This is a genomic window from Microcystis sp. M109S1, from assembly GCF_020247025.1.
In the GTDB taxonomy this organism is placed as follows: domain Bacteria; phylum Cyanobacteriota; class Cyanobacteriia; order Cyanobacteriales; family Microcystaceae; genus Microcystis.
On record NZ_JADBRW010000072.1, the window covers coordinates 1 to 8,595 of the forward strand.

Sequence of the window (8,595 nt, forward strand, 5' to 3'; positions counted from 1 at the left end):
TTTACGACGGCTTTAAGCTACAATGGAAAAAGCGATAACCAAGCTAAAAACTGAACCTTGACCACAGATAGTAGGGGGTTTCGTTCAGAAAAGACTTCAAATTCGGCCTTGAACGAGTAAAACTTTCTAGGAAATAAGGTGGAACATGAGATTTTTTCGACTTGTTCAAAGTGGCCGTCCGGCATTCGGACACTGAAAACGGACGGGTCGAAAGTGTCAGACTTAAGCAATTAAGCGTTTTTCGCTATCTGCGTCAACCCCATTCAGCGACCATTCTAAAAAGGTGGCGTGGTGAGGAATCGCCGTCCGTTTTACGGCGGCGAGGATGTCAAATCCAGTGAAAAGTTAAAAGTAAAAAAACGGTGAGATCTACAAATCCCACCGTTTTTTCAAGTCCGTCAACTCAGCTTAAAAACGGAAAGTTGTCCGGATGACACCAACAAAAATGGTGTCGTTATTACGGTTGTTAGCATTGAAGATCGCATAAGCACCGGGGGTAATCAGAATATTTTTGGTGACGGGGAACTTATACTGAGCTTCTACCATGTAGGAAGTGGAATCTTCTTTGTCGGAACGGGGTACTTGACCACCACCTAAAGAAAGGGCCGCACCTTCGGCAAAGAGGTCGAGGACGGAAAGATTAAGGTTCCAAGACCAGATACCAGTGTTATTGTCTCCGATCGCATCATTAACACCAGTGGCCGAAGCATTGGCGTAACCAGCCCAGCCCGCTAGATTTAAGACTCCTGGGATAACTTGGGCGCTCGCCTGAAGACCGAAACGGTCAGCTACAGTGGCAACGTTACCGAAGGGACGCTCAGTCAGAGGGCTGCTGACGTTACCGAATAAACCAGAACTCATACTGGCTGCAGTTTGATAACTGCGAACATAGACGAAGTTAATATCGGCAAATTTGATGAAAGAGAAACCAACCTGAGCACCCGCACTGTAGGAACCGTTAAATAAACCGCTACCAGGGTTAGGATTGCTGGCACCATTAGTCCCACCATCAGCTAGGTAGGTTCCTGTGACTTGGAAAACATCCCCGATATTAAATCTGACCCCAGCACCAACACCCGAAGGACCACGGAAGACGATGTTATTGTAGCGTTGACCGCGAGATAAAGCACCTGTACCGCTATCAGCTAGGAAGGGGTTAGCAGTGATGAAAACGTCATCTAGGTTTAACTGGTTAGCACCAACCCAAATGGTGATGTTACCGAAGGGAGTGCCGATGGGAGCGCGGTAGAACAAGTCATCGATGGTTACGTCATTGTCCCGGCCATCATCGTATGCCAGACGGGTCATGTTGGTTACCGTCGGTCCGTTTTGGTTGAAGGTATTGTTAAAGTTACCCGCTTGTAAACGGGTTCTCAACAAATCTTTACCGGTGAAGCTGGTTTCAAAGTTGAGTCGTACCCGATTATTAAATACTGTTTGAGTTTCATCTTGATTGCTGCCATCAGTAACTGTACCGTTGGTATTGGTAATGGAAGCTTGACCACCCCAGCTATCGGCGATACTGAAGATTACCTCACCTCTGAGTTTGGTGGTGGTAGAAAATTGGTTATTTTCCAAGAAAGCAACGCGCTGTTCCAGGTTATCTACTCTAGCACCTAAAGCCGCTAGTTCGGTCTCAAATTCAGCGACAAGACGTTTTAATTTATCGATATCTTCTCTGAGTACAGCGACACCATCTTGAATTAAACGTTCCATGACGTTTAAACAAGCGTTTAAACCTGCGGCAAATTCCCAACGAGTGGTGGCGCGATCACCGCGGAAGGTACGGTCGGGAAAACCAACGATACAACCATAACGCTCTACAAGGCTTCTTAATGCTTCGTAGGCCCAAGCGGTGGGAGATACGTCCCGTAGTTGGTTAACGCTAGTCACCTGGGACATGGAACCCTGATAAACACCCGTATTAATCTGCTGACTATTTTGGGCGCGCTGAATGCGATCGAGTTGTTGTTGCGCAGCCGGATCAATTTTAAGTTGAGGTGTCCCCGGCATAGTCTGAGCCACTGCGCTGCCAGCAGCCGCCACGGAAGCACCTAATACTAAAGGAGTTACCTTTACTAAATTCTTGAATAGTTTTGACATGGGTCAATCCTCACACCTTATTCTATGGATTGAATGGACTATGAATACAAACAGACTATATGTTTAGCCTGAATTATACTCACATTCTATGCTAATTCCCTCTTGGCTAGGTTAAGTTAATTTTATGATATGACAGAAAAATTTCTGTCTGATCTTATTAAGATTAGGACTTACGCACTTGACAAATTAACCATGATGTGCATCAATGAAAATCCCTCCTTTCAGACTTGCGGCGATTAACTTCCCAACGATAGCGATCGCTCAAAAGTCATCAAGAAATCACGTTAAAATGCCCGAAACCCGCACACCACATTTAATCAATCCTGTCAATGGGCAAAACCTAAAGATTTTGTTAAAATCTCAGCCATCAGCCTTTTCAGTAATCAGTGATCAGTTATCAGTTATCAGATGTGAGTTTTCAGTTCACTGATTGGGAGCATCTCACCTTTGTAACCCCTAAATCAGGTTTTATGTCAAGCGATCCTGTTTGAAAGCCTTGCTAGAAACCAGTTTTAGGGACAAGTAAGTAGTCGGACATAAATAAAGTTAACTATGTTAAGTTTTGTAAATTGCTGTATCTATGACTTCTGGGCAAGGGGTTCGGGTGTTTAACATTTCGTTACATAGCACTGTTTATTTTTGTCCAGGTACTGATAATTACTCACTTGCATAAATGAGATGCTCCCTCACTGATTACTGTTTACTGTTCACTGATCACTGATAAAATCTCCGTACTCCCCTAACAATAGTTGTTTAAACTAGGCTCGATCGAGTAAGTTAGAATCGAGGATGATAGATATAGTGCTAGACTTGGGGGTTAGGATATAGATCGACTCCTTGAGTTAAAAACAGCAAGATTGCTGCTGAAAACTGACGGCTATAGATAAAGACTCGATTCTTGAATTTAAGCACCGAGAAGGGAGATAAAGATGGTCAATTTTGGGCTGAATTCGGCCAGTATCTTAGGAATTTTTCTGGCAGTGGCTGGAGCGGGATTATACTTCCTGCGCTCGGTGCGGCCGGAACTTTCCAGGGATCATGATATATTTTTTGCCGCCGTTGGTTTACTGTGCGGTTTAATTCTACTTTTTCAAGGGTGGCGACTGGATCCGATTTTGCAATTCGGACAATTTTTGCTGACCGGGGCAGCGGTGTTTTTTGCCTTCGAGACGGTAAAATTGCGGGGTTTAACCACGGAACAGGCCCGCCGCGGCACGTCTTTTGTGGATGAACGTCCTGTGAGTCGGGAATATCAGGCCGAATTAGAACCCCTCGACACCTACGAACCGGAGGAACGTTACGAAGATAATCCCCGTTTACGCGGTTACGATGATCCCCGCTCTTCCCGTACTTCTAGTTATCAGGACGAGGAACCCCGCAGCACCCGCACCCGTCGGCCGGCCGATACTAGCAGTCGCAAAACGGCTAATCGTCGTCCCCGCAATAGTTCCCCCACTAGCGATCGAGATGTTTATGATCAGCGCCGTAGCGGTGATGATTGGGAAGAAACCAGTCCCCGTCCCCGTCGTCGTCCCGCTAGTGAAGAGACGAGCAGTAAACCGCCCCGCACTAGCCAAAAACGTCGTCCTCGCCCAATAATTGAGGATGATCCGCCATTTAAAGGGGAATACGTCGATTATCAACCGATCGATCCTAGCGATACGAGCGATCGAGAAGATTGGGAGAGACCGGATAATAGTGAACGGGAGTCGAGTAATGATAATCCGACTAGGTTTGATTATTAAGGAGTAGGTCCGATGACCAAACCTCCCTTTTTACTGTTTATCTGCTTGTTTTTAGGGGTTATAGGCGGTTGTAATCTCAATAACCCCGGTTTCTCTACAGGAACCCTAAATAGTCGCTACAATGACGAAAAACCTGCCCTGAGCGGTGATGGTCGTTGGCTTGCTTTGCTGTCTAACCGTCGCGGTAGTAATCAGATGCTGCTTTATGATTTGCAGACAAAACAATACCAGGCCCTAGGGGGATTATATACGGGTCAAGAAATTACCGATAGCCCCAGTTTAAGCCAAACGGGGCGTTATCTGGCTTATGTGGTGATTATTGAGGGTCGTCCCGTCATCGCTTTATATGACCGCATTACCGATCGTTCTGAGTTATTGAGTCAAAATTATCGCGGTTGGTTGCGAAATCCCCGTCTTAGTCCCGATGGTCGTTATCTTGTCTTTGAGTCCGCTCGTCGGGGACAATGGGATGTGGAGGTTCTTGATCGCGGTCCGAATATCGAGTTAGATATTGCCGATGGCAGTCCCGTTGAAAGTCCCAAACCGTGAAACGTCATTAGACCTCTTGTAAAAATCAAAAATTGTTGTTAGGGTCAGGAGTCAGGAGTCAGGAGTCAGGAGAATTAAGAATGAATAATAATCAATTAAATGGTCTATTTAAGGATTTTATGCAATTTAATCCTTATTTTTACCGTTTTTGAACCATCAAAAATTAATTATGCAAGAGGTTTATTTTTTTATTAGTCTTGTTGCTGTAATTAGTTTGTTAACTGGATGTGCGGGTTATCCCAGTTTATTGTCTTTTCCTTTCGATCGAGGGGGGAGAACTTTAAACAGTGCTGCTAGTGAATTAACTCCCTATCTTGCCTCTCGCTATCTCGTTTTTGCGTCCGATCGCAATGGTTCCCAAGCTATCTATCTTTTTGATGCCATCGATCGCCGTTTACTGTCTTTACCCGGACTAAATTCTCTCGATCAGATCGCTTCTAGTCCTTCCATTAGTGAAGATGGTCGTTATATCGTTTTTACTGCTAGTCGTCAGGGAAAAACGGCTATTTATCTGTATGATCGACAAACTCAACAGAGAAGGGAAATTGCTGCCGATCTCCTCGCAGAAGTACGCAATCCGATCATCAGTGCCGATGGTTCTAAAGTGGCTTTTGAAGCGGCAAAAAATGGGCAATGGGATATTATGATTTACGATCTATCCGGACGGGTATTAGTCAATGAAAATCAGTGATCATTAGACCTCTTATAAAAATCAAAAATTGTTGTTAGGGTTAGGAGTCAGTAGCCAGCAGCCAGTAGTCAGTAGTCAGGAGAATTAAGAATGAATAATAATCAATTATAGCGGTTTTCAGTCTAATGAGGTATAGTAAATCCCTTGATAGATAGGCGTTTCAGCGTTGCAATCGGGACTCACTTCTGTGAAAACCGCTATAAATGGTATATTTACAGATTTTATGCCATTTAATCCTTATTTTTGCCGTTTTTGAACCCTCAAAAATTATCTTAAACCCATAGCTTTTAGTCGATGTTCTAGAAATTGTTTTCCCTGTTTTTCCCCGTCAGCAATCAGACGCTGGATATTGGCAGGAGAGCGATCGAGTTTACTTTCATAGTTGAGACTATTGGCTAATTCCGCCGACATTTCGATCATAGGAATATGGTAATCTTGATCGGGATCTTCCGGGAAAGATTTAGGAATTTTAAATGGTTCTGTTAAGGCGATCTCGCGCAAGAATTCTTCTTTAAAGGCTCCTTTGAGAAATAATTGATTGAGAAAGTCAATCTGATCGAGACCTTGAAATAGGGAAACATTGCCTTCTAATTCATTGCGGCGATCAGCAATATCATCGGATTGCACGGGGATCTTATCTCTAGAGGTGGGATTAATTTTAATTACCCAAATTTCATCGGGAATATTTTCGACTCCGACAAATTCACGGCGAATTAAAGAACGGATGGGGGGATTATCGGAGAATAGTCCATCCCAGTAGGCCATAGTTTCAATGGTGACGGCAGGAAAAATGTTAGGAACACAGGCAGAAGCTAGGATATGTTCAATTTTAACTGCTTCCTCGCGCGAGTTAAATTTACTTAATTTTCCTGTCAGGACATTACAGGCCCCCATTAATAAAATTGGTGGTTCTGGTTTAGCTCCCCAAGTGGCTAATTCCGAGAAATCAATATGCGCTCTTAGTAACTGATCAAAGTTGGTAAAGCGACCGCGTAAACCGTAGGTAGCTAGGGAAAATAAGGTTTTAGTAATCGGAGAGGAAGGACTGAGATTATACTGGGGAATTAATCCTTTGCTGGCTAATTCTAGGCTTTTAATGGCTGAGTCATTAAATAGCTTTTCTTGGGGAGTTCGAGCGCTATTATCTTCCCAAAAATCAATCATTCTTTTCCAAACGACGCTATCACCTTTTTCGAGAGCATACCAGATGAAAAATGCACAGATAGCACCGCCAGAAGTACCACTGAGACTGACAATATTAAAGTAATCTTGCACTTTATTGTCAAATAATGCTTTCAAGGCACCAGCAGTAAAAGCAGTTTGACTGCCGCCTCCCTGACAAGCGATCGCAATTTTGGCTTTCATAAATATCCTTTGAATGGCTTCTATCTAAGCCCTAGGCTTTTAATTTAAGGTTAATTGAAAACCTAGAATCGGATGCAAAAATATAGAAATATTTCTTATTTTCCAGAAGAGCTGCTCGGGAGATTTTGCCATCACTTCTAGAAAAGGATAGGGTTTCAAGGGAATTGTCTAGGTAATTAGCCGGCGAATCGGGAAGCAATTAGCGGCAAGCCATCAGACTTGGGTGCATCTCATTGACAAGGCGGACAATAAAGCACCCGTATCATTGTCCTTGGCATATTCCTCAAAGGTAATATTTAAAAAACTGTCAATTTCTTCTGGATGTTCGCAGTAGTATTCTTCTTCAACTTGTTCAAATGTTCTGTATTTACCCATGACTTAGATGCTCCTTCCCATAAGCTTGCGCCGCTTCAATATCCTGTGTTTGGCTGCTTTTGTCGCCGCCACACAACAAAAGCACAATGTTGTCACCCTCTTCCCCGAAATACACACGGTAGCGAGGTCTGAAGAACATTCGTGATTCTGAAAGTTCTTATAGATAAGCTAAACGGCGCTTAACCTGCATGATCCAATAGCTATAACCCTTTTGGAGTCTATATCGGTGATCCGAAGTAAAAGCCGTTTAGCTTAATCATAAAAAGGTGCGTTAACAAAGTGTAACGCACCCTACAAGAGCTAACATTAATGTAGATGTAAACTTTGAGGAAGGCTTGGGCAAAGGGTAAAATCTTGGCTACAATAAACCTATTAAGCGTGATTCCTATTAAGTAAAAGCAATGACACAATCATCTTCTTCTAAAACGGTACGGCGAGGACGGGTTTTCCCAGAGAAACAACTTTCTCCTGAAGAGAAAGCCAGAATTAAAGCTGAAGACGCAGTGTTTTATAAGCGTTGTCGAGAAGTATTTGATCGAGTCCAACCAGAATTAATTGAAGATCATTATGATTGGTTTATTATTATTGAGCCTGACAGGGAGGAATATTTTATCGATGAAGATAAAAAGGTAGCGATGGCAAAATCCCGTTCTCAACATCCAGGGAAAAAGTGTATTATCATGCGAATTAATGAAACAGGAACCTGTGGAACAATATGATTCAAGGGGAATTTAATAGTCGAGGAGAGTTGTTTTTTGAAGTTGGCTTGCTGTCTGCTGATGGGGAAATTATGGGAGCATCTCACCTTTGTAACCCCTAAATCAGGTTTTTATGTCAAGCTATTTTGAAAGCCTTGCTAGAAACCAGTTTTATGGATAAGTATAATTACTCACTTGCATAAATGAGATGCTCCCGAAATTATTCTCGTCATGGCACTGTTAGATACAGGGTTTACGGGATGGTTAGCGATTGATAGTCAAGATGCGGATAAGCTAAACGGCGCTTAACCTGCATGATCCAATAGCTATAACCCTTTTGGAGTCTATATCGGTGATCCGAAGTAAAAGCCGTTTAGCTTAGTTTAGGATGGGTGTGTGATAATGAGCCACAGGATATGCAAACTGCACAGGGAGAAGCGCGGTTTAATTTATATGAGGGAACAGTAGTTATTGAAGGGGAAGAGTTTACGGTTGAGGTGTTAGGAGGAAATGAATTAGTGAATGTTCTTTTAGGGGTTTTGTGGTTACGAACAAAGCGTTTGGTTGTTGATTTTTCAGGGGGAATGTTAACTTTAGGATAAATTTTTGTGGAGAAATGCTATAATAGCATTATATCCAGGATCATCGAGAGTATTTCAGGTAAAATAAGCTAAGAAAAACCATGAATATTGACAGGTAAATTTGGCAAACAATTGCGGCAATGCCAGAATCTCTCAAACAAGAACTTCTCCATTATGCTAAGTATTTGATGGTCAACTACTCGCAAGATATTCCCCTAAAGCAGCATCCTGTCAAAAAACGTCGTTCAGGCCTCTTAAAAGGAACATTTGTTCTACCATTGCCTGATGATTTTGATGAGCCTTTAGAAGATTTTAAGGAATATATGTAATGAGTGATTATCGCTATTTAGGGCTTGCTGAATAATGGTAAAACCCTTTTAAAATAAAGCTTTTGACCTGTTAAAGTCCGATGTTAGTGCAAGAAAATAGGATTGGGACTTTCAAAAACCTTGCATTATCCTTCTTATAGTACATCAATTGGTACAAAA

General features: G+C 42.7%; 9 protein-coding genes. 6 read left to right on the forward strand and 3 right to left on the reverse strand.

Annotated elements, in window-relative coordinates:
• Window positions 1-408 precede the first annotated feature (408 nt).
• A complete protein-coding gene (locus IM322_RS03410) occupies window positions 409-2,103 on the reverse strand; it encodes an iron uptake porin (RefSeq protein ID WP_287675702.1) in 1,695 nt (564 codons plus the stop codon).
• A 929-nt stretch (window positions 2,104-3,032) separates the two neighbouring features.
• Between IM322_RS03410 and IM322_RS03415 the strand changes: the two genes are divergently transcribed.
• The 3 genes from IM322_RS03415 to IM322_RS03425 all read left to right on the forward strand — a co-directional run bounded on the left by IM322_RS03415 (window position 3,033) and on the right by IM322_RS03425 (window position 5,088).
• Complete coding sequence (locus IM322_RS03415) at window positions 3,033-3,848, forward strand: Ycf66 family protein (protein WP_287675703.1); 816 nt, start codon at window positions 3,033-3,035, stop codon at window positions 3,846-3,848.
• Between the two features lie 12 nt (window positions 3,849-3,860).
• Window positions 3,861-4,397 (forward strand): TolB family protein, encoded by a 537-nt coding sequence (locus IM322_RS03420; RefSeq protein WP_287675704.1) that lies wholly within the window; start codon window positions 3,861-3,863, stop codon window positions 4,395-4,397.
• A 169-nt stretch (window positions 4,398-4,566) separates the two neighbouring features.
• Complete coding sequence (locus IM322_RS03425) at window positions 4,567-5,088, forward strand: TolB family protein (RefSeq protein ID WP_287675705.1); 522 nt, start codon at window positions 4,567-4,569, stop codon at window positions 5,086-5,088.
• 267 nt (window positions 5,089-5,355) lie between these two features.
• On the opposite strand, the gene IM322_RS03430 is transcribed toward IM322_RS03425, so the two are convergent.
• Complete coding sequence (locus tag IM322_RS03430; RefSeq protein WP_287675706.1) at window positions 5,356-6,453, reverse strand: patatin-like phospholipase family protein; 1,098 nt, start codon at window positions 6,451-6,453, stop codon at window positions 5,356-5,358.
• 213 nt (window positions 6,454-6,666) lie between these two features.
• The gene (locus tag IM322_RS03435) at window positions 6,667-6,828 is read right to left on the reverse strand and encodes a hypothetical protein (RefSeq protein WP_287075560.1); all 162 of its coding nucleotides are present in this window, start codon (window positions 6,826-6,828) and stop codon (window positions 6,667-6,669) included.
• A 401-nt stretch (window positions 6,829-7,229) separates the two neighbouring features.
• Here IM322_RS03435 and IM322_RS03440 point away from each other — a divergent pair, with 401 nt between their 5' ends.
• The 3 genes from IM322_RS03440 (at window position 7,230) to vapB (ending at window position 8,436) form a co-directional block, all read left to right on the forward strand.
• Window positions 7,230-7,547 carry a hypothetical protein gene (locus IM322_RS03440; RefSeq protein WP_287675707.1) on the forward strand — a complete coding sequence of 106 codons (318 nt, stop codon included), beginning with the start codon at window positions 7,230-7,232 and terminating at the stop codon, window positions 7,545-7,547.
• A 395-nt stretch (window positions 7,548-7,942) separates the two neighbouring features.
• On the forward strand, window positions 7,943-8,128 hold the full coding sequence (locus IM322_RS03445) for a hypothetical protein (protein ID WP_287675708.1): 186 nt from the start codon (window positions 7,943-7,945) through the stop codon (window positions 8,126-8,128).
• A 98-nt stretch (window positions 8,129-8,226) separates the two neighbouring features.
• The gene (vapB, locus tag IM322_RS03450; protein ID WP_502863692.1) at window positions 8,227-8,436 is read left to right on the forward strand and encodes a type II toxin-antitoxin system VapB family antitoxin; all 210 of its coding nucleotides are present in this window, start codon (window positions 8,227-8,229) and stop codon (window positions 8,434-8,436) included.
• Window positions 8,437-8,595 lie beyond the last annotated feature (159 nt).

Bases quoted from the DNA above. Each gene is read 5' to 3' on its own strand.
- IM322_RS03425 (WP_287675705.1), top strand. From the start codon at position 4,567: ATGCAAGAGGTTTATTTTTTTATTAGTCTTGTTGCTGTAATTAGTTTG.
- IM322_RS03430 (WP_287675706.1), bottom strand. From the start codon at position 6,453: ATGAAAGCCAAAATTGCGATCGCTTGTCAGGGAGGCGGCAGTCAAACT.
- IM322_RS03420 (WP_287675704.1), top strand. From the start codon at position 3,861: ATGACCAAACCTCCCTTTTTACTGTTTATCTGCTTGTTTTTAGGGGTT.
- IM322_RS03435 (WP_287075560.1), bottom strand. From the start codon at position 6,828: ATGGGTAAATACAGAACATTTGAACAAGTTGAAGAAGAATACTACTGC.
- IM322_RS03415 (WP_287675703.1), top strand. From the start codon at position 3,033: ATGGTCAATTTTGGGCTGAATTCGGCCAGTATCTTAGGAATTTTTCTG.
- IM322_RS03410 (WP_287675702.1), bottom strand. From the start codon at position 2,103: ATGTCAAAACTATTCAAGAATTTAGTAAAGGTAACTCCTTTAGTATTA.
- IM322_RS03445 (WP_287675708.1), top strand. From the start codon at position 7,943: ATGCAAACTGCACAGGGAGAAGCGCGGTTTAATTTATATGAGGGAACA.
- IM322_RS03440 (WP_287675707.1), top strand. From the start codon at position 7,230: ATGACACAATCATCTTCTTCTAAAACGGTACGGCGAGGACGGGTTTTC.